The sequence below is a fragment of the Halorussus salinisoli genome, assembly GCA_005239435.1.
GTDB classification, from domain to species: domain Archaea; phylum Halobacteriota; class Halobacteria; order Halobacteriales; family Haladaptataceae; genus Halorussus; species Halorussus salinisoli.
Map to the genome: position 1 here is coordinate 83,844 of SZNP01000004.1, position 19,458 is coordinate 103,301.

Below are 19,458 nucleotides of genomic sequence, written 5' to 3' on the forward strand. Positions count from 1 at the left end.
TTGTCTTCGTTATTTTCGTACGATGAATGATCAAATCTAGACGTGGATATCTTTCCCGTTATTTTTCAACGTTCGTCAGAACTCGCTAGAGCTACCACCTCAAGATGGCCATGGGTACGACCGTGGTTCCTACTTGCGTTGTTAAGGAGTCGATGGGTTGTTTCTCAAAGTTACTGGGGAGAGCTATAGCGTTTTGTTCGGTGTACGCGCAATTACCGTCAGTGAGTATACGTCGGCTATTCTCCTTTGACGAATTGGAGTACGACCTCACTCGTTTGTTGAATCGTTTCTGGGCGCCATTCATTGTCGTTGTCAAGACAGGGGTGATACCGGAACTCTTCACCGAGACGTACTTTCGAGAGGCGGTCAAGATCAATCATCGGCCGAGGCGCCGCGTCGTCGTCGCGAATCTCAAACGTCTTGTCCCCCGCGATTGCGAGCTTTAGCGTATCTCTAGAGTGGCGCTCAAGGTTGACCTCGTGCTCATCCGCGGACCAAGCGTATTTCGTTTCTGTCTCGGCTGGCCGGACGACAACTCGGTATGTAACGGACTCCTCGAGGAGCGAGCGGAACAGCGGCACGGCGAAGTATCTTGGTGGCGCAGTGAGTGCACGGATCGGCTGCGATTGCTCAAGTTTTGTCTCGTCGCGCCAGCATTCGAAGACGAAATTGTCGAATACGTCGTTGCCGACATCCTCGATAACTAAGTCATCGAGGTCGAAGCCGAGCCACATGATCGCTTGCTCCGGGTCAAGCGAAGAGAACGAGAGTTCCTTGGGAATGTCAGCACTAGGGTGGAGGGCGGTGATGAGGCGCTTTCGGGCATCGATCGTTGCTGTGTCGGTGTACAACCAGAGCGGTTCCGTATCCGTCTCGACACCTAGAAGTCCTTGAATTGTCACTTTAGAGTAGGGGACAGGCGGTGTGAACGTTTCCGTACAGTCGTGTTTGGTCGGTGGGTTGTAGAAGTACCCCTCTCGGCTAGATTCGTAGGCGAGTGTCTGGACAGTAAGGTCGTCGACGGCATCGTCATCAAGAGAGATTTCGAGCGGCGAGTCCTCGTGGATGAACAGGTCAATATCCGCATCCACGCCGGGTATATCCGGAACGGATACTTCCGATAGGTGGTACCGCGGACAGATGCTGCGAACCTGCCGTAGTCGACTCGTCGTCGTCTCGACTTCAGTCTGTGCAGTCTCGTCAGGGCTCGGAAGGGTACAATTGTGATGCTCGTCAGGATAGTGTGCGTCGAGCGGTCGGCCCGGCGACACCGTAATCGACTGCGACGAAGCGGCGGGGTCGAAGGCGTAGCGACGGCCATGTGACGTGTCCATCCAACCGACCGGATCTATGGACTCCGTGGTGGTCTCGAAGTCGATACTGTCGGTCGGCGGTAGGATCCCTGTAGGGAACTCCACGTCGATACACGGAAGATTACCGAGGCCATTGACCGCTAGTGTCGTTGCCGTCGCGTCGGTGATGACGGTTTCTGGGAGGGACGGGTCGTTGAAGCCTACTGATTCGAGATGATCAGCGTCGAGGCGGACGGTTCGTGTGAGAGAACGGTCGTGACAGCGATATAGGAAGCCAGCATCAGCGGTTTCGAATACGTCATTCGGAAGCTCCGAATCGGTCGCGTAGGCGGTTCCGTCGACGAGAAGTCGGTCCCAGTCCTCAACCTCTAGGAAGATTGGTCGGGTACTCCAACTACGGGGCTGTGCTCGCAGGCCACGTAGGTCGAAGTCAACGAACACGACGAATCAGACGGGTTGAACGGCCGTCTGATGCAACTCAATGCCGTCAAGTTGTTCGAGTCGGGTTCGTCACGAGGATTGGGTCGCAATCTCTATGGCTCGTGCGATTTGTAGTACGGTTTCTTCTGCGCCGCGCGCTGCGACGACTTGGAGCCCGACCGGTTTGTTGTTCACTGTGCCGCAGGGGACGGAGACTGCTGGATGGCCCGTCAGGTTGAACGGTGATGTGTTCGCGATTAATTGACGGAGGTCGGCGGTTTCGGTGACCGCATCAAACTCTGGGGGGAGTACTGGAACTGTGGGTGTGACGAGGACATCGTATTGATTGAGCGCTGTTTCGACGGCATCACACAAGGTGCGTCGCATCTCTTGAGCAACGACGTATGGACGGCCGTTGGTTGCTTCGACGAACGCGCGTGTTGCAATCGCTCGGTTCTGGGTACGGTCACCCAACGTCCCTGAGCTAATCGCATTTGCGAGCGCGACTCGTATCGGTTCGCTATAGCCGGTCGCTTCCGAACAAGGTCGGCCGCGGTTCACGAGGACCGTACTGAACTCAATACCGCTGATGATATCTGTGAGCACCGGCGCATCCAGGACTGGCGGGAGCGATAGCCACTCGGATTCCGGGGTGAGACTGTCGATTGTCGTTGTGACGCTGGTGGCGACCTCGCTGGTCGATACGTCGAATGATTCTTCAATGAGTCCAATCGAGACATCGTCGTCTGGAAAGTCCAGTGCACGCTGGATATTGAGAGAGTGGGGTGCATCTCTTGTTGAGGGATCAAACGAATCCGGCCCCATAATCTCAGTAAGCATCTTAGCTGCCGTTTCGACATCCACTGCGAGAGGACCGACACAATCAACGGATGGAGCCGTGTCAACGAATCCAAATCGAGGTACAAAGCTGTGCGATGGCTTGACACCCACGACACCACAGAAGGACGCAGGGATTCGGATGCTTCCCGCAGTATCGCTTCCCAATGCTGCATCAACGTAGCCTGCTGCAACAGCAGCACCGCTGCCGCTTGATGAACCGCCGGGGACACACTCATCGACGCGAGGATTGCGAGTCGGGCCGTGGCCACACGTTTCTCCTGTAGCGTAGCCAGCGAACTCGTCCATATTTGTCGTTCCAACCATGGCCGCTCCAGCGTCCGTGAGCCGCCGGACGACAGTCGCGTGGTGAGGTGAAGAAACCGAAAACGACGCTGACCCACACGTCATCGGGACGCCAGCGACCGTGATGTTATCTTTGACAGCGACCTCGAATCCGTTCAATGGGCCGCCCCCCGACTCAAGTTCAAATCGGTATCTGAACGCGTTTTCGGGGTCTTCTCCCTCTTTGACATTCTGTGCCGGTGGATGCTCAGGGACACGCGACTTAAGACTGGTGCTGTCTGCAATGAGGGACTTGACGTCAGCCTGTAGCTGGCGTCTATCACGCTGAGATAACTTAACATTGAATCGGGCCGCAACACGGGACAGTGCATTGTCAATCTGTTCGTCGGTAGTCATCGATGGTCTCAGTGTATTGGTATTGTAACTGGGTAGCGCGATTCTCGGTCGGCAAGGTCTCTGGATGTCCACCTCATCGATCGATGTTGTGAAGGTGTATGCGCCGCCCCTCGACATCTTCTTGAATAGCACCCCAACTGCCGACACTCACAATCTGATCTCCCGTATCGATGTATAGCGTTGCCTTTCCGGCAACTTCAGAAAGTGCCGGCGATCCATTCTCAGGTGTAGTTCCTTCGTAGTCAGTCCCCGCGATGCGTCCGGAAATCTCTCTCCATTCGTTCGATTCGCGGTCTAAGCCAATGACGGTGGCAGTAATCTCTACACCGTCCGAGAGGAGCGAATCAAGTTCACGAACGCACCGACGGACATCGACGTACTGCTTGGGGATTGGACTGTCGTAATCGGAGTACACGACATCCCAGATCTCCCACAGCGATATCTGGAAATACCAGTAAAACACGTACGTAAGCGTGTAGTTGTCGACGAGCAATCCAAACCGATTTCCTGGTGTATGCGATGAGAAATAGGTCTCCGTCCGGTCAATGAGTGCAAGGAACGGCGCAGGAAGATTCCGGTATCTGACCTCTGAAGCTACATTCATGAACTCTTCATCGTCTAAATCGAGGGCCGAAGACCCATCAGTTTCGTGCAGCGAGATCTTAATCATCACACCCCGGTCGAAGGCTTCAAGCAGCACTGGCCGGAGGTCGTTAAACTGACTAGGTGTCGCTGAGAGCTGGACCTCATCCTCTGCGTCACGAACCGCCTCCTCAGCCGCCTCCAGTACAGTCTCGTGACGTTTGACCAACGTGATTTGGTGGTCGCCGAACGATGGCCGTTCCCAGAGCGCGTCAATCTCGTCGGCAGCTTCGTCAAAGTCCTGTGCTTTGGTTCGGAGTTCACTGAGGAATTCTTCTGGGTCGCTCGGTCGCGCATGCAGCGAATTCTGTTCGAACGTCTCGACGTATCCCTCGTCTTCCAAATCCCTCAGTACGTCATAAATTCGAGACTTCGGGATGCTAGTGGCCTCGGCAACGTCCGTGGCAGAGGACGCCCCCTGCTTGACGAGCGCAAGATACGCGTCGGACTGGTACTGCGAGAAGCCCGCGTTCTGCAGTGTCGTTTTGAGGCGGTCAATGTCCATACTTGAGTCCCTCTTCGGAATGCATACAGAAATATTTTTACTGTAGTGGTACAGGGGAACTGTTCACTACTGGTGTATACATACAGACCCACAGTATTATATACAATAAAGTTCCATTGTGGGGTGTAGCCTCATGATGGACGGTACCACTTTGGAAGATCTCGACCGGCGGAACGTGCTCAAACTGGGCGGTAGTTCGCTAGCAACCGCCCTCGCAGGCTGTACTACCGGCGGAAGCAGTGGTGGTGGCAATAGTAGCAGTAATGGAAGCAAAACAGGTGACTTGGTGACAGAAGATCGCATTGGGTCCGGCAGCAAGTCGATGACCTATTGGACGATTACACCCCATTCCCACCAAGATAACAACAAAAACTTCGCGAACACGATCGCGAACGATTTCTACAAGCCCTGGGGAAAGAACCACAAGCAGTTCAAAATCGACTACGAAATTCAGCCTAGCTACGGCCAGTTGCAGACGAAACTCGCCCAGGCTGTCGCCAAGAACAACGCACCGCCAATCTCTATCGCCGACTCGTTCTGGGTGCCGAACTACTATAAGGACCTCTCCCCGGTCACTCAACAGCTTCCAGACACCGACGACTGGTTCCCGTTCGTGAAAGACGTCGCCAAGCAAAACGGTGAGTGGCGGACGGTCTGGCAGAACACCGACTGTCGTGCCCTGTACTACCGGCAAGACATGATCGACAAACACGGGTCCGGGGAAGCCCCCAAAACATGGGATGAGCTGATTCAAGTCGGCAAAAAGATTGCCGACAACGAAGACATGAACGGGTTCATGTACAATGGCGGTCGCTGGGAAGGAACTACCTTCGACAACCTCGCCTACTACTGGGGGCAGGGCGGCGAAATCCTTACCGACAAACGCAATCCGGCACTCACCAAGGGAGATAACAAGCAGAAGCTCCAGAACGTATTCGAATTCCTCAAACGCACCGTCGACAGCGGTGTGGCGCCGAAGCGTGTCGCAAGTATTAAAGATTACAACCTGCTCACGAAGGCCGCAATCAACGGTGATACGGCGATGTTCCTTGGTGGGAACTGGCAGATCTCCTCAATCAAACAGGAAGTTGATGACTGGGAGAAGTGGAAGGTCGCCGAAATTCCCCAGGTCGAGGCCAAGATGTCGGCGACTGGGAGTGGTGGATGGACACAGAACGTGTTCACCTCAAAGAACAAGTTCCTGAGCGCAGCGAAAGACTTCACGACGATGTTCGCTGAGAAAGACAAGATGGCCGCGTATGCAAAAGCAGGCGGGTATCTCCCAACCCGGCCGTCAATTTTCGAGGAGTTCGACTACTTCGCAGACGACCCGTATCAACAGAAGTTCGGCAAATTCCTTGAAAACGCGCAGGCTCGCCCGGGCGGCCCGATCTACAAAACCTTCTCCAGTGAATTCCAGATTGCGGCCGGAAAGGTCCTCACTGACCAGGCCTCCCCGGCTCAAGTGACCAACACGCTGGTCCAGAACGTAAAATCAGAACACGGGAACTGAGCGTCCCTCCAACGTAATCCATGTCGACAGAGACCAAAAACCGATCACACAGAGCTGATTGGTGGTCGAAAATCACCAATACGGCGTCATACGTGCAGGAACACCCGCTGGTCTGGCTCGCGCCAGCCATAGCGCTGTTGTTCCTGTTCAGACTCTATCCACTGATAGAAGTCGTTCGGATGAGCTTTACGAACATCTCGCTAATCCAGCCGGCGTACGAGTACGTCGGTTTCAACTCCTATATCGCCGTCATCACATCTACGGCGTTCCGGACGATGGCGAGAACGACCGCCATTTTCGTCGGTGCGAGTGTCATCGCGCAGCTTACACTTGGGATGATTCTCGCGTTAGCAATCAATTACGGCGTCAAGAAACACATCTACGGGAGTGTCTCGATACGCATTGCGGTCCTCTCAGCATGGGTGATTCCGGGAATTGTCATCGGTATTCTCTGGAAGATCATGCTCATCGAGACGAATTACGGACTGGTGAACTACATTCTGGTCCAGTTGGGCTTCAACGTCGTCTCGTTCTTCTCGGACCCGCAGATGGCTCTCTTCTCGACGATTATGGCAAACACGTGGCGTGGAACCGCATTCTCGATGATCATGCTGTACGCTGGTCTCCAACAGGTACCCCAGCAGCTCTACCACGCTGCAAAGGTAGATGGGGCCGGCCCGATCGCCCGGTTTAGGCACGTAACTTTGCCACAAATCAAGCCAGTCGTGTTCATCAATATCGTCCTCATCACTATCTACACGGTCAACACGTTCGATATGATAATGAGCCTGACCGGGGGTGGACCCGGACGGGCAACAGAAGTGCTCTCGCTCTTCATGTACTTCCTCGGGTTCGAACAGTTCCAGTTGGGCCGGGCCGCGGCTGTTGCGGTCATTATGCTCGGCGTCAACGTCGTGATGACCCTTGTGTACGTTCGGTACTTGCTTTCAGAGGAGGAAATCTGAGATGAGCACTGAAGATAGTCGCCTTCCGTCAGTTAACCTTCGAACCCGTTCGCCAATCTCGTATCTGCGTTCGCTCGGGATGCTTGATTGGCTGGTATATCTCGTCTATGCTGGGGCACTCATGTTTTTCCTCTTCCCAGTCCTCTGGGTCGCCCTCATGAGCATCCGACCGGAGGGAGCAGTACTCTCGTATCCCGTGCGGTTCATCCCGACAGAGATCACGTTCGAACCCTACCGCGAAGTCCTCACGGGGTCAGACATTGTTAAATGGCTGACTAACTCGATTAAAATCTCGGTACTGCAGGTGGTCGGTGTCGTGCTCGTGACAGTACCGTCCGCGTACGCCTTCTCACGGTTCGACTTCCGCGGGAAGAAGGCAACGCTCTTCGGGGTCCTTCTCTTCCAGATGATCTCGCCAGTAGTCATCGTCATCCCGATGTACAACCTGATGGCAGACCTGAACCTACTAAACACCCACATCGGTATTATCTTCCTGTACATCGGGCTCCAATTGCCGTTCTCGATCTGGCTCATGAAGAGTTATTTCGATACGGTCCCCGAGGACCTCGACCGAGCGGCACGTGTCGACGGCTGTAGCCGCTTCCAGACGCTCTACCACGTTCTGCTGCCAGCCGTGCTCCCAGGAATTGCCGTCGTCGCCATCTTCAACTTCGTCTTCTCCTGGACGGAGTTCGTCATGGCGTTTACACTCCTCAACGATTCCGAACTCTACACCATCGCGGTTGGAATCTTCTCGTTCCAAGGGCAGCACGGCGCTAACTGGCGAGCAATCGCAGCAGCGAGCATGGTCGCAATCCTTCCGCTCCTTATCATGTTCGTCGTTCTCCAGCGATACTTCGTACAGGGGTTGACCGAAGGAGCCGTGAAAGGATGACCTCGACTAGAACAGACCACCACCAAACATCGAAGATCACGAACTAGAACCATGTCACAACTCGAACTCAACAACATGTCGAAGTCGTATCAAGAATCAAACGGAGATACTGTTGTCGCCGTCGACGACCTGAGCCTTTCCATCGAGGACGGCGAATTCCTCGTCCTCGTCGGTCCATCAGGATGCGGAAAGTCGACAACACTTCACTGTATTGCTGGACTCGAAGAGGTGACCGGCGGCGAAATCCGAATCGAGGACGATGTCGTCAACGAGAAAAAACCAGAAGCAAGGAACATCGCCATGGTGTTCCAAAACTACGCCCTCTACCCCCACAAAACCGCACGGCAGAACATGGCCTTCGGGCTGAAGATGACGACGAACATGTCGGACGATGAAATTTCAGAGCGGGTGATGTGGGCGGCCGACCTGCTTGAAATCGAGGAGCTACTGGACGACAAGCCGAGCCAGCTCTCCGGCGGCCAACAACAACGTGTGGCGTTAGGCCGAGCAATCGTGCGGGAGCCGTCGGCCTTCTTGATGGACGAGCCGCTGTCAAACCTTGATGCAAAGCTCCGCTCCGAAATGCGAACCGAGATTCAGGAACTTCAACGAGAACTGAACACAACCACAGTGTACGTCACCCACGACCAAACCGAAGCGATGACGATGGGCGATCGAATCGCCATTCTTGACCAAGGAGAACTCCAGCAAGTCGGCACACCACTCGAATGCTATCACGAACCCTCGAACCTGTTCGTTGCAGGGTTCATCGGCGAACCATCCATGAACTTCATAGAACTACAACGAGACGATAGTCAACTCACAAGCGAGAACATCGAGTACACCCTCTCAGATGAACTCGTGACGAAAGTAGAACCAGCAACCCAAGTTACGATGGGTATTCGTCCAGAAGACATTGAACTAGCATCTACTGTCGACGAAACAGGACCGACCGTTTCGGCGACGGCCGAAGTTGTCGAACCAATGGGTGACAGGAATATCCTCCATCTCGACCTGAACGGAACTGAATTGACTGCGACGCTCGCAGAAGACGAGTTGGTGTCCGAAGGGACAACTGTCGACTTGCATTTCCCGGAAAGCCGGCTTCACTTCTTCGAGACCACGACTGGAGATGCGCTGGTTAATCGTCGAGGCTTGGTCGAGAACCTTCCATCGGAGTTCGCTACGGAGGTTGGTCAAGCATGAACGAGGACGTAGTTACACTTGGTGCAATCGGTCTCGGTGGGCTCGCACAGCGGGAACTCGCGCTTTGTGAGGAGCTCGATAACGTCGACATCGTCGCCGGTGCCGATCCGGCAGCCGATGGCCGAGAAGCCTTCACCAAGGCACACGGTGGGGAAGTCTATCAGGACTGCACATCGCTACTCAACGAACACGGCGACGCTCTCGATGCCGTCACCATCGTCACACCACATACCTTGCACTTCGACCAGGCAATGGAAGCCCTCGACTACGATCTCGACATCTTCCTCGAGAAGCCGATGGTCACTGATATCTCGGACGCCGTGCAGCTTGTTGATCGCATCAACGCCACAGACCAGACGCTACAGGTTGGCTATCAGCGCCACTTCCATCCAGCGTATCAGAAGATCAAGGCCCTCATCGATGATGGTGCAATCGGCGATCTCCATACGGTCAATTGCTTCCTCGGACAAGACTGGATCCGTCGATTCGACAGCGCATGGCGGAGCAATCCCGACCTGTCCGGTGGCGGCCAACTATACGACTCCGGCTCACATCTGTTGGATACCTTGTTATGGACGACAGGGACGCTACCGCAGACGGTCGCTGCGACGATGGACTACCGCCAGCACGAATGTGACGTGAACTCGTCGCTGGCAATCGAACTCGAACGCAACGGCAACCCCGTGACAGCGAGCGTCAGTGTGACGGCTGATGGGACCAGTACGAGCGGAACGGAGGAAGGGCTCTTCATCTGGGGGACCGACGGGCGACTCTCGTTCACCAAATCGGGGCTCACACGGCACGGCAAAGGAGAGGGAGAACGCGATACCGCAGAAAAAATTCCCGTCGAGACTGATCCCTCGTTCGAGATGTTGGCCCAAAAGAAACTAGAGAACTTCTTCGATGCTGTCAGAGCAAACGACGAGCCAGCCGTGAGCGGCGAATATGGACTCCAAGTAACGGCGTTAACCGAAGCCGCATATCGTGCTGCCGACTCCGGTCAGCGAGCCCACGTACAACACCTAATCGACACCGCTCGGAGCGAAACGGTCCAATCCGCACAGGTGGAGGGAGACGACTAATGGAACTCGGCCTCCTCACCGCGACGTGCCACGAGTCAGACCTCCATGCAATCGCCGCACGAGCAAGCGATATCGGGTATGAGACGCTCGAACTGGCGGCGTGGCCGGCGGACGACGACGTGCGAAACACAGATGAACTTCGGTTTTCCCCAAGTCGGGCCGCTGAAGAGCCAGAACACGGGCAAAGCGTACTGGACGAACTCGCCGCGTACGACCTTACGGTTGAGTCGTTAGCGTACTATCCGAACAACCTCCACCCGGACCCTGAGGAGCGACAAGGGAATCAGGCGCACCTGAAAGACGTGATTCGAGCCGCCTCGAACATGGATATCGATTTGGTCGGAACGTTCATCGGCCGTGATCCATCTATGCCGATCGATAAGGCATTAGAGGACGCAAAATCAGAGTGGCCCGAGATCGTCGCGTTCGCAGAGCGTCACGACGTTCGCCTGATGATCGAAAACTGTCCGATGGACCATTACGGAGCCTATGGAACAAACCTCTTCTACAGCCCAGCCATCTGGGACGAACTCTTCGAAGCAATCGATAGCGACTACCTGGGGCTGAATTACGACCCCAGTCATCTCTACTGGCTCGATATCGACCATACAGAGATGATCAATCGATACAGTGATAGGATCTTTCAAGCGCACGCGAAGGACACAGAAATCCGAACCGAGCGCCGGGACGAGATCGGTATCTTGGCCGATCGTGCGTCGACTGAGGACCACTGGTGGCGCTACCGGATCCCTGGACTCGGGGACATCGACTGGAGTGCCTACATCCGAACGCTCTACGACGCCGGCTTCGACGGAGCGCTCGTAATCGAGCATGAAGACCCAACGTTCGAGACCAGTGTGGAACGGTTCTGGAAAGGCGCCGAAATCGGGTATCGTGAGTTAGCCCCATACCTCTGAGATTGCCGTAACGATACCATTTCGAGAGTACAAACAGCAATCGCTCTTTTTGAAACGCTACGCACTACACAACATGACGACGACACGGAATTCACATAGTACAGCGCAATCGCTATCTGGAAAGCACCAGCCCACTTTGCTCTCAGCCATCGTGGGTGATAACCACTCCTATAAAGTAGGCACTGGAGGTAGATTCCACCCGCCCGGTACCATCCGGCCACCCCGCGCTGTCGTTCACAAGCGAGGTGAGATGCAATCGTGAGCGACCCGCCGAATCGTGATACCAATCAACTTACCCCTGAGTCAGTTGTTCGCGACTGCCTAGCGGCAGGCATCGCAGCCGCGCATCCCCAAACAGTCATCGAGAAAACGGTCACCGTCGAGGGAGCTCAGCTGGTGATTAACCCGCTGACGGACGATGACGGAATAGAGGTTTCGCTTGACAGATGGGACGAAGTTCGTGTCTTGGGTGGCGGAAAAGCCGCAGGTGAGATGGCCAAGGTACTCGAGCAGAAACTCGGCGAGCGCCTCGACAGCGGGAGTATCGTCACTAATATGCCCGTCGACACTGACCTGATAACGGTACACGAGGGTGACCATCCCTTACCGACGGAGCGCAATGTCACCGCAACTGCCGATCTCCTTGACGACGCGCAAACAGCTACCGAAGACACACTCATCCTTGCGCCGGTAACTGGTGGAGGCAGCGCGCTGTTGGCCGCGCCTGCCGGACCTTGTACTATCGACGACCTCCGAACGGTGACAGACGATCTCTTGACCGCAGGTGCCAACATCACGGATGTAAATACAGTTCGAAGACACCTCTCTCGTCTCAAAGGGGGCGGCCTCCAATCGATTGCGGCACCTGCCGATGTCATTGGTCTACTCCTGAGTGATGTCGTCGGCGGTGACCCCGCCGCTATCGCGAGTGGACCAACTGTTCCGGCCACCACGACGTCAGACGAGGTACATACTATTCTCCAACGCTACGACGTATCCCTCTCAGACAACCTCCAGCAGTTCCTGAGTGCAGCGTCCGATGGAGACACTTCCGGGACCAGCAATTCGGCAGGTGATACAGCGCAGCCAGCCCAGAGAGCCGTCACGGACGACACCAATCGGATAGTGGAAAACTGCGTGCTCGGAGACAACGAGACTGCTATTGACGCCGCATGCAGACACGCTCGCGACCATGGCTACGACGCATTGGTCCTGTCAGCCCGTATCTCCGGTGAAGCCCGAGAATCAGCGAAGGTCCATGTCGCTATCGCCGAAGAGTGCCTCCAGAGCGGGCGCCCGATCGACCCGCCTGCAGTGCTCATTTCGGGGGGCGAAACCACTGTCACTGTCTCCGGAGACGGCACTGGCGGGCCTAATTTGGAGTTTGCCCTCTCAGGGGCACTCGAACTTGAAAGAAGTGACCTACCCGAGAAAGTGTGCATCGGAAGTATCGACACTGATGGCCACGATGGAGCGACAGAGACAGCAGGCGCCGTCGTCGATACGGAAACGATCGCTCCCTCCGATCGTGAACGAGCGGTCGAATCACTACACGACAATGATGCATTAGCCCCACTCCGAGACGCTGGGACGCTTGTCGAGACTGGCCCTACGGGAACGAACGTCAATGACCTTAGGATCATCGTGGTTGAGGACAACTGACAGTACCGACTGCACACACTGAATCCACCCGGCTCGCCAGCAATTGGACGTTAGAGTCCTGAATTGGCGAGGGGCCTAGTCAATGTCTGTTCAGTGAACTGCCTTGGGATTAGGTGGAGACGGTGAATGCGCGCCCCGTAAGGGTCGTCGTCGCGGACCCACGCGGTGCCACCGTGAAAACATACACGTCCGTCGCCGAGGGCGGGTGGGACGAACCAGTTCTCGACCCCTCTGGATGGACACTCGTTGGCCGTGTTCCCGAGTACGACACGTTCGTCCTGGAGTCTTCCAAGGATGATATGTTCGAGTACGCCGGCGCCGCGCACATTGTCGGCCGCCTCCCGACCGGAGAGACGTACGCTACACGTTCAGAGGCGTCGATCAGCCAGCAGGACACTAACCGGTTCGTCCGACTCCGGACGAAACTGCAAGCCGTAGCGAACGACGGATATGCCGTCGAGATAGTCGTTCGGGAAACCGACCTTCCGGACGACCAAGGCCTCGATGAAGTCTACCGAACCCATACACGCAGAGCGGCGGTCAAGTCGCGAATGTTTCGGACACCACCCGAAGCACGTTCTCAATCGAGGTTACGCCAGCACGTCCGCGGGACCACAGCGCATTCACTGGCTGCGGTGGCCTTCAAGCAGAGAACAGACTCGCGTACGTCCATCGCACGAGTTTCCAGTGGAAGCGCGACAGGCTCCTCGGCATGGACCAGCACTACGGCAGTGCGACGGGCCGCGGCGAGTAGACATTCAACGCCTAACCGCGGGGTCCGTCCCCAACCCACTTGAGGACCAGGTATGGAAGACTTAGCCATCAACGACGAGGACCTGCTCTTAGATACTCCTACCTAGACTGGCTCGCCGCAATGTCGAACTCCGACTCGTCTTCCGTCTCGTACTGATGGACGTGCTGAATTCATCCTCTGTAGTCCGAACTGGCGATTTGCTAGAGGCGTAAATATTATACTCATACTTCGGTCTTTCCCAGCCTCAGACTTGCTAATCTCGTGACCAACCCTACACCGTATCTCTATCATTTAACAGAGGAGGGTTAAAGGACAGAAGTGAATTAAGCGGAATACTAATACCGTGTATTATACTTCCATCCTCTCGCCACGGTCGTCGCTCTCCTTGATGGCCGCCAGAATCCGCTGGACTGCGAGGCCGTCCTCGAAGTTTGGGTGGTAGTCGCCGTCAGAACTGCCGGCGTCCGCGCCGCCTCCGTCACAGGCCGCGTCGACCGCCGAGAGGAACTCGTAGTTCTCATGGACGAAGGTGTGCTCCCACCCGATGACGTGGCCCGGCGGCCACCAGTGCTCGATGTAGGGGTCGTCGGCGTCGGTGACCAGCACAGTCTCGTACCCCCTGTCGTCGCCCCGTAGCACCTCTAGTTCGTTCAGGCGTTCGAGCGAGAACCGCAGGCTCCCCTCGGAACCGTGAATCTCGACGGTGTGGTCGTTCTTGTGGCCCGTGGCGAACCGCGAGGCCTCGAACGTGGCCATCGCGCCGCCCTCAAGTTCGGCCTGCGCGGAGTAGGCGTCGTCGACCGTGACTGGCCGGGTTTCGGGGTCGCCGTCACTCTCGTCACCTTCGACGGGCCGTTCGTCCACGAAGGTCCGGAGGTGCCCGCTGACGCGCTCGACGTCACCGACGAGGAAGCGCGCGAGGTCGATGGTGTGCGCGCCCAGATCCCCCAGCGCGCCGCTCCCGGCCAGCTCCTCGCTGGTTCGCCACGACCACGGCACCTCAGGGTCGACCAACCAGTCCTGGAGGTACCGCCCCCGGAACTGGTGGATCTCGCCGAGTTCGCCGGCCTCGATCAGGTTCTTCGCGTACCGGATGGCCGGGACGTACCGGTAGTTGAATGCGGTGGCGGTCGGCACCCCCGCCTCGGCCGCGGCGTCGGCCATGCGCTCGGCAGTGTCGAGGTCGTTGGCGAGGGGTTTCTCGCAGAGTACCGGTGTGCCCGCCTCTAGCGCTGCGACGGACGGGTCGGCGTGGACGTGGTTCGGCCCGAGGTTGAAGAAAGCGTCTACCTCGTCGACCACGTTCGCCCAGTCGGTCGCGGTCCGCTCGAACCCGAGGCGGTCGGCCGCCTCGCCCAGCGCCTCCTCGTCGCGGCCGACCAGCACGTGGCGCTCGACCTCGGGCGCCTCCGGGAAGAACATCGATAATCGCGCCAGCGCGTTCGCGTGAGCCTTCCCCATGAATCGATAACCAAGGACACCGATTTTGATTGCCATCGTCGGTCACCTCATTCGGTCCAGTAGGCCTCGCCGGGCTGGTCGCGGAACACCGCGCGCTGGAGCATCGCCACCGCCTTCTCCAGCCCCTCGTTGGAGCTGGTCAGCGAGTCCTCGTGCTCGATCGAGAGCGCGCCGTCGTAGCCGACCATCCGGAGCGTGCTCACGACGTCCTTCCAGTGGTCCTCGCCGTGGCCGTAGCCGACCGACCGGAACAGCCACGACCGATTGGCCTCCTCGTCGTAGGGCACCGTGTCGAGCACGCCCTTGTACCGGGCGTTGGCGTCGTACACCTTGGTGTCCTTGGCGTGGAAGTGGTGGATGGCGTCGTGCTCGCCCAGGAACCGGATGGCGTCGGTCACGTCGATGCCCTGCCAGTAGAGGTGCGAGGGATCGAAGTTCGCGCCGATGCGCTCGTTGGTCTCCTCGCGCAGCCGGAGCATCCCGGAGGGCTCGTACACTAGCATGTTCGGGTGCATCTCGATGGCGACGTTCACGCCGTGGTCGGCGGCGTGTTCCGCGAGGTCCTGCCAGTACGGGATGGCGACCTCCTCCCACTGGTACCGGTGGGCCTCGGCGTGCTCGCCCGGCCAGGGTGCCGTCACCCAGTTGGGTGTCTCGTCGTTCGGACTCCCTGCCGGCAGCCCCGAGAAGGTCGTGACCGCGTTCACGTCGAGCTGGTCGGCGAGCTCGATAGCCTCTCGGAGCTCGGTGTCGGCCCGCTCGGCTTTCTCGTCGTCGGGGTGCAAGGGGTTGTTGTGCGTCGCCAGTGCCGAGATGCGCAACTCGTACTCGTCGAGCAGGTTGAACAGGTGATTCTGGGCCTCATCGTCGTCCAGATACTCCTCGCGCGGCAGGTGAGTGTCGCCGGGGTGGCCCCCGCAGCCGAGTTCGACCGCGTCGACCCCGATACCGTGGAGGTACGCCAGCGCGTCGTCCAGCGACTGGCCGCCGAGCGGAACGGTGAGAACGCCGATGTCCATGGAGCATAATTACTACAGAGTTAGTTAATGTTTCTGGTGATAGCAATACACCTAACACCATAATATCTCATAAAAGCAAAAACGTTATTCGCATTTTGGTGGATACCGATGATAGTTTTACTCTATCCGCAAATACTATGTCTCTTTTATGAGTTACTATTTATCGTGCGCGTTACGGCGCACAAAGTCGGACCCAAGAATAAAAACATCTGTCATAATTCCGGCTATACGGGCTGGCATCCCTGAATCACTGCTTTCTACGGATTAGTGATGGGTTGTGGTGTTTATAAGTAGGTCTTGGTCTACAGAAGTCTCTCGTATCGAATACAGCCTCTGTATTCACCACGCACTTCCTATCACCATTTAAGTATTTAACAGAGCCGTTGGCCTATAATTCCAAATCGACGCCCGTCTTTAGGGTGTATTCGTGGAGGTCGTCGCCGTCTTCGTCATACCAGAATGTGCCTGTGAAGGTGGTTCCCTTGATGAGGTAGGGGAGCCAATGCTTGTCAGCGTCCCACATCTCGTCGTACGGAAGGTCATCAGCGTTAAGCCAAACTGGTGTTGCCTCCTCGGATTCAGATGATTTACCGGAGAATGATTCCGAGCGGAAGACATGGACCTGCATGAATGGATCCTCGGCAAAGTAGAACTCTAATTCACCCATCTTCTCAACAGAATCCACGACGATAGACGTCTCCTCGCGTGTCTCGCGGATTGCGCCTTCCGCGATGGATTCCTTGTCCTCAACCTTACCCCCAGGACCAACGTATCGGCCTTCGCCGTGTCCACGTTTCTTCTCGATGAAGAGGACTTCGTTGCCATCGAAGACATAGCAGAGAGTCGCGTCACGCATGTCTTGTAAAGGAGTACCGGGGAAGCTATCTTAAAGGTTGAACCCTCAATTTTACTTAGGAATGGCTGTTGATGAATTAGATGGCCGGGGTGTCCTCCTCGGGTTGGCATGCGGTGACGCGCTTGGACGACCAGTCGAATTCTGGTCTCCCGACCGAATCGCACACGACTATGACACGCTCACAGAGATGGTAGGCGACGGAACGTGGGGGAAGCCTTCCGGCACGATTACCGACGATACTGACCTCGCACTCTGCATCGCCCGAAGCCTCGTTGAGTGCGACAACTTTGACCCGACAGATGTTGCGTCCCGGTTCGTCGACTGGTACGACAGCGGCCCCTTTGACATCGGCAACATGACCGCCCAAGCAATTAACCGTCTCAAGCAAGGAGACCCCTGGGATGTCGCTGGCCAGCAGGTGTGGGAAGCAAGTCCAGAAGGAAGCAACGCTGGCAACGGTAGCATCATGCGGTGTCCACCGCTGGCAATTCCCTACGCGGACGACCTAGAGACACTTGCCAGGGTTAGCCGCCAATCATCACAGATCACGCACGCCGATCCCCGGTGTACCTATGGATGTGCGGTGCTGAACCTCACTATCGCAGGATATCTTAACAACGCGCCAAACCCCCTTACAGGAGCCCTCGACCGACTAGGCGCGGATATGCCAGCCGAATTGCAAGCTGCGCTTGAACCACTCGCCAACGGCGATCGCCCGGACTCCCTTTCGACGTCGGGGTATGTCGTGCATACACTCCAAACGGCCCTCCATGACGTACTCACGGCCGACACCGCCGAGGACGCCATCGTCACCGCCGTGAACCGAGGTGGCGACACGGACACGGTCGGTGCCGTCGCTGGCGCCGTCGCAGGTGCTCGGTTCGGCGCAAGCGAACTCCCAGCCCGATGGGTAGCCGAGATCGATGAGGAACGCGAGCTCCGCCGCCTCGCTACCGACCTATGCACCGTGGAGGGAGACTGATGTACGTCTTGGCGTTCGATTGTAACTGGACAGTCGACGTGAATACCCACTCGAAACCATGTCGGTAGAGATAGCGGATGTTTGTAGTATTCGGTGAAATCGATGCTTTGAGGTAGTCGTTCTGTTCACACTTCGTTAGCCGACCGATGGTGAAAAATCAATCAAAAAGCGGGTTGTGGGACCAGTGGGTGTCACAGACCGTACTCACGGATATCAATACAGCTGATACGCCGGACCCTGTTCCAATGATTGACGATTCCGGTACAGAGTTGGAGATGACTAATGCATACGACTCGTACCGTTTAGGGCGGGGTACTGGCGATTACCTGTATCTGTTGTATCTCCTTGACGACCCTGTTCAGGGGCCGTCTGATATCCTTCCAGTCTACATTGGAGAGACGAGCAATGTCGCAAGCCGACTCATGGACCATTTCAGGAAGGTGCGCGATGCCCTCCCAATCTTGGAATGGGAAGACGATGGATCGTGGGGGAGTTACGGGAAATACGATCACATCGCGACGGTCTACGAGCGAGCAGATTCACCGCTTTATGCATGGGTAGTTGATGTTGACGAGATTGAGACTGGCCCATATGGGTATCCTACGTATCGACAAGAGCTTGAGGCGAAGACCGTCGGTCTCGTCCACTCTAGTCCACAGTTCAATCGGGTTTTCGCCAACCGAGATTTCGTTCCAAACAGGGTCCCGCACGAGATGGGGAAGGTGGGTCCCGAATGGGTCGACCTGGATAACGATACCCCAAACGAAGAAGCAAAGATGGCCGCTGGCAACACAGGTCGCGACCTAAGTGGCAAAGGCAAAGCAGATCTCTGGCACAACTGGGTTGAACACACAATCCATAAGGAGATTCTTGACTCCGAAGAGGCGGATCCGATTCCACTTTTCGAGACGGACGAAAATCTCGTCGTAGAACTCACGGATGTTGGATCGTCGACGGTACTCAAGCGGAGTGACGCAATTGATACTCAGATCCGCCAAGAAGGGAAGCGCTGTGTTCATAGAACTGGTGTGAAAGACGGCCCCCACGGACTGTTATACGTCATGTACCAGCTTACATCCGACAATCCCTCACCAGACGATATCATCCCACGATATATCGGCAAAGCAGAGGCATACGGGAAAAAGAACGAACTGAGTGCGAACTTCAAGGAGATCGCAAAGGATCGAACTGGAACGCGGAGTTTCGCTCGCTGGGGTGATGGAAGTTACTGGCACGTCGGAGAGCTATCAGAAACGGTGTTCGGTGAAGATTCAAAGAAACTCAGCTGGGCCAGCGAGCTATTTGAACAAGGAACCCACCGACTCAAAGACCAAACATACCTCTGGATACGAGCATGGGACCCGCAAAAATATTCAGGACCGTACGGCTATCCAGCGTATTTAGCTGAAGTGGAAGGACTGTTGATTGGATTGGCCTATGAAACGTACCCCCATCAGCTTCTTAACCACCATGAGGTCCCAAAGGAGGCACCTGCAAACCGGAAGGAATTCCAGTTTCGATCTGCCTCAGAGTAAGCTACTCACAGCTGAAGCCGTTGGTTTTCGCCTCGCACTTTCTATAACTCCAGACTATATGACTATCTGGCAGTACACCGTTTCACTCGGCCGTGCCGTCGTATACTTCGTTGCGGAACTCTTGGACGATGGTGTCCGACCGTGTAGGTCTCTCTCGCCTTCACCCTCAGTTTTTGCGGTTGCACAAGCGAT

The 19,458-nt window shown here is 56.3% G+C and carries 16 protein-coding genes; 9 read left to right on the plus strand and 7 right to left on the minus strand.

From position 1 onward, the window contains the following. Nucleotides 1-236: 236 nt before the first annotated feature. The 3 genes from E2484_RS11800 to E2484_RS11810 form a co-directional block, all read right to left on the minus strand. On the minus strand, nucleotides 237-1,754 hold the full coding sequence (locus E2484_RS11800) for a hypothetical protein (RefSeq protein ID WP_137285435.1): 1,518 nt from the start codon (nucleotides 1,752-1,754) through the stop codon (nucleotides 237-239). 69 nt (nucleotides 1,755-1,823) lie between these two features. Further along, nucleotides 1,824-3,272 carry an amidase gene (locus E2484_RS11805; protein ID WP_170977318.1) on the minus strand — a complete coding sequence of 483 codons (1,449 nt, stop codon included), beginning with the start codon at nucleotides 3,270-3,272 and terminating at the stop codon, nucleotides 1,824-1,826. A gap of 73 nt (nucleotides 3,273-3,345) precedes the next feature. After that, entirely contained in the window at nucleotides 3,346-4,419 is a 1,074-nt protein-coding gene (locus E2484_RS11810) for a TrmB family transcriptional regulator (RefSeq protein WP_137285437.1), read from the minus strand. A 133-nt stretch (nucleotides 4,420-4,552) separates the two neighbouring features. Between E2484_RS11810 and E2484_RS11815 the strand changes: the two genes are divergently transcribed. The 7 genes from E2484_RS11815 (at nucleotide 4,553) to E2484_RS11845 (ending at nucleotide 12,659) form a co-directional block, all read left to right on the plus strand. Next, nucleotides 4,553-5,932 carry an extracellular solute-binding protein gene (locus tag E2484_RS11815; protein WP_137285438.1) on the plus strand — a complete coding sequence of 460 codons (1,380 nt, stop codon included), beginning with the start codon at nucleotides 4,553-4,555 and terminating at the stop codon, nucleotides 5,930-5,932. 92 nt (nucleotides 5,933-6,024) lie between these two features. Further along, nucleotides 6,025-6,897 carry a carbohydrate ABC transporter permease gene (locus E2484_RS11820; protein WP_170977319.1) on the plus strand — a complete coding sequence of 291 codons (873 nt, stop codon included), beginning with the start codon at nucleotides 6,025-6,027 and terminating at the stop codon, nucleotides 6,895-6,897. Nucleotide 6,898: 1 nt separating this feature from the next. Further along, nucleotides 6,899-7,792 (plus strand): carbohydrate ABC transporter permease, encoded by an 894-nt coding sequence (locus E2484_RS11825; protein WP_137285440.1) that lies wholly within the window; start codon nucleotides 6,899-6,901, stop codon nucleotides 7,790-7,792. Between the two features lie 51 nt (nucleotides 7,793-7,843). Next, nucleotides 7,844-8,998, plus strand: coding sequence for an ABC transporter ATP-binding protein (locus E2484_RS11830; protein ID WP_137285441.1), 1,155 nt, complete (start codon nucleotides 7,844-7,846; stop codon nucleotides 8,996-8,998). Next, entirely contained in the window at nucleotides 8,995-10,080 is a 1,086-nt protein-coding gene (locus E2484_RS11835; protein ID WP_137285442.1) for a Gfo/Idh/MocA family protein, read from the plus strand. Before E2484_RS11830 ends, E2484_RS11835 begins: the two co-directional genes overlap by 4 nt. Next, complete coding sequence (locus E2484_RS11840; protein WP_137285443.1) at nucleotides 10,080-10,997, plus strand: sugar phosphate isomerase/epimerase family protein; 918 nt, start codon at nucleotides 10,080-10,082, stop codon at nucleotides 10,995-10,997. Before E2484_RS11835 ends, E2484_RS11840 begins: the two co-directional genes overlap by 1 nt. Before the next feature lie 258 nt (nucleotides 10,998-11,255). Then, on the plus strand, nucleotides 11,256-12,659 hold the full coding sequence (locus tag E2484_RS11845; RefSeq protein WP_137285444.1) for a glycerate kinase type-2 family protein: 1,404 nt from the start codon (nucleotides 11,256-11,258) through the stop codon (nucleotides 12,657-12,659). Nucleotides 12,660-13,027: 368 nt separating this feature from the next. Here the strand turns inward: E2484_RS11845 and E2484_RS24960 are convergent, their stop codons facing one another. The 4 genes from E2484_RS24960 to E2484_RS11865 form a co-directional block, all read right to left on the minus strand. After that, nucleotides 13,028-13,183 carry a hypothetical protein gene (locus E2484_RS24960; RefSeq protein ID WP_170977320.1) on the minus strand — a complete coding sequence of 52 codons (156 nt, stop codon included), beginning with the start codon at nucleotides 13,181-13,183 and terminating at the stop codon, nucleotides 13,028-13,030. Nucleotides 13,184-13,761: 578 nt separating this feature from the next. Then, the gene (locus tag E2484_RS11855; protein WP_137285445.1) at nucleotides 13,762-14,910 is read right to left on the minus strand and encodes a Gfo/Idh/MocA family protein; all 1,149 of its coding nucleotides are present in this window, start codon (nucleotides 14,908-14,910) and stop codon (nucleotides 13,762-13,764) included. Nucleotides 14,911-14,921: 11 nt separating this feature from the next. Further along, nucleotides 14,922-15,893 (minus strand): sugar phosphate isomerase/epimerase family protein, encoded by a 972-nt coding sequence (locus E2484_RS11860; protein ID WP_137285446.1) that lies wholly within the window; start codon nucleotides 15,891-15,893, stop codon nucleotides 14,922-14,924. Between the two features lie 388 nt (nucleotides 15,894-16,281). Further along, the gene (locus E2484_RS11865) at nucleotides 16,282-16,749 is read right to left on the minus strand and encodes an 8-oxo-dGTP diphosphatase (protein ID WP_137285447.1); all 468 of its coding nucleotides are present in this window, start codon (nucleotides 16,747-16,749) and stop codon (nucleotides 16,282-16,284) included. 61 nt (nucleotides 16,750-16,810) lie between these two features. On the opposite strand from E2484_RS11865, the gene E2484_RS11870 reads away from it, so the two are divergent. Continuing rightward, on the plus strand, nucleotides 16,811-17,731 hold the full coding sequence (locus tag E2484_RS11870) for an ADP-ribosylglycohydrolase family protein (protein WP_137285448.1): 921 nt from the start codon (nucleotides 16,811-16,813) through the stop codon (nucleotides 17,729-17,731). A gap of 245 nt (nucleotides 17,732-17,976) precedes the next feature. Further along, a complete protein-coding gene (locus E2484_RS11875; protein ID WP_321112531.1) occupies nucleotides 17,977-19,266 on the plus strand; it encodes a GIY-YIG nuclease family protein in 1,290 nt (429 codons plus the stop codon). The last annotated feature ends 192 nt before the right edge of the window (nucleotides 19,267-19,458 follow it).

Excerpts from the sequence above, each read along its gene's own strand:
- E2484_RS11805 (WP_170977318.1), bottom strand. The coding sequence starts at position 3,272 with ATGACTACCGACGAACAGATTGACAATGCACTGTCCCGTGTTGCGGCC.
- E2484_RS11810 (WP_137285437.1), bottom strand. The coding sequence starts at position 4,419 with ATGGACATTGACCGCCTCAAAACGACACTGCAGAACGCGGGCTTCTCG.
- E2484_RS11815 (WP_137285438.1), top strand. The coding sequence starts at position 4,553 with ATGATGGACGGTACCACTTTGGAAGATCTCGACCGGCGGAACGTGCTC.
- E2484_RS11825 (WP_137285440.1), top strand. The coding sequence starts at position 6,899 with ATGAGCACTGAAGATAGTCGCCTTCCGTCAGTTAACCTTCGAACCCGT.
- E2484_RS11830 (WP_137285441.1), top strand. The coding sequence starts at position 7,844 with ATGTCACAACTCGAACTCAACAACATGTCGAAGTCGTATCAAGAATCA.
- E2484_RS11835 (WP_137285442.1), top strand. The coding sequence starts at position 8,995 with ATGAACGAGGACGTAGTTACACTTGGTGCAATCGGTCTCGGTGGGCTC.
- E2484_RS11840 (WP_137285443.1), top strand. The coding sequence starts at position 10,080 with ATGGAACTCGGCCTCCTCACCGCGACGTGCCACGAGTCAGACCTCCAT.
- E2484_RS24960 (WP_170977320.1), bottom strand. The coding sequence starts at position 13,183 with ATGGGTTCGGTAGACTTCATCGAGGCCTTGGTCGTCCGGAAGGTCGGT.
- E2484_RS11855 (WP_137285445.1), bottom strand. The coding sequence starts at position 14,910 with ATGGCAATCAAAATCGGTGTCCTTGGTTATCGATTCATGGGGAAGGCT.
- E2484_RS11860 (WP_137285446.1), bottom strand. The coding sequence starts at position 15,893 with ATGGACATCGGCGTTCTCACCGTTCCGCTCGGCGGCCAGTCGCTGGAC.
- E2484_RS11865 (WP_137285447.1), bottom strand. The coding sequence starts at position 16,749 with ATGCGTGACGCGACTCTCTGCTATGTCTTCGATGGCAACGAAGTCCTC.
- E2484_RS11870 (WP_137285448.1), top strand. The coding sequence starts at position 16,811 with ATGGCTGTTGATGAATTAGATGGCCGGGGTGTCCTCCTCGGGTTGGCA.
- E2484_RS11875 (WP_321112531.1), top strand. The coding sequence starts at position 17,977 with ATGATTGACGATTCCGGTACAGAGTTGGAGATGACTAATGCATACGAC.